This is a genomic window from Pandoraea sp. E26 (assembly GCF_000681415.1).
Lineage (GTDB): Bacteria > Pseudomonadota > Gammaproteobacteria > Burkholderiales > Burkholderiaceae > Pandoraea > Pandoraea pnomenusa.
Map to the genome: position 1 here is coordinate 1 of NZ_AYXJ01000087.1, position 751 is coordinate 751.

Genomic DNA, 751 nt, shown 5'->3' on the forward strand with positions numbered 1-751 from the left:
TCCCCGCGGTGCACGGCGCGCCGGTTCATATCGGCGACCCCCGCGAACTGGGCATCGCCGATCTCGACAAGCCCGAGTTCGGCGACGCGGTGACGATTCGCGAGGGCGAACTGCCCGTGTACTGGGCGTGTGGCGTCACGCCGCAAACCGCGCTCATGGGGGCGAAACTGCCGCTCGCGATCGCGCACCGTCCGGGCTACATGCTCATGACGGACATCCCGAACGCATCGCTGGCGGTCTTCTGACCCGGCCGCCAGCGCAGTGCGCCGCGGCGGACGTCGTTTCATCGCGGCGCCGCAGCAGGACGTAAGCGTTACCCGACCCCCGGCATCGGCGTCGGGCACTACGCAGCAGGCACTACGCAGCACGCATTACACAGCGAGCTTCACGCAGCGAGCACTACGTAGCAAGCATTACGCAGCACGCACTACAAGAGAACCGCGCCATGACGGACAGCGGCGGGCGAGTTGTCGCCCGTCGGTGACCTCGCACGCCTGTCGTCTCCCGCACGACACAGCGAACCGAGGACATCGGGCGACCCAAGCGCGGCCCAAGGGCACCACACGGCAAGTCAGGACATCACCGGAGTCTCATCCTCATGGAAAGCAAAACCCCTCTCGCGCCCCCCGTTTCCGGGACCCCCGCGACATCGTCGGAAACGGGCGGCAGCCTGTTCGGCTGGTATGGCGACGCCACGCCGCGTGAAAAGCGCGCGTTCTGGAGTTGCAAGGTCGGCTACATGCTCGACGGC

1 protein-coding gene and 1 pseudogene are annotated in these 751 nt (G+C 67.2%); both read left to right on the top strand.

All coding sequences use genetic code 11. From position 1 onward, the window contains the following. Positions 1-245, top strand: a 245-nt coding sequence (locus tag W930_RS28920) for a D-glutamate cyclase family protein (RefSeq protein ID WP_036656598.1), incomplete at its 5' end; no start/stop codon positions are given. A 353-nt stretch (positions 246-598) separates the two neighbouring features. Next, a pseudogene (locus W930_RS30320) lies at positions 599-751 on the top strand (MFS transporter); the annotation flags it as partial.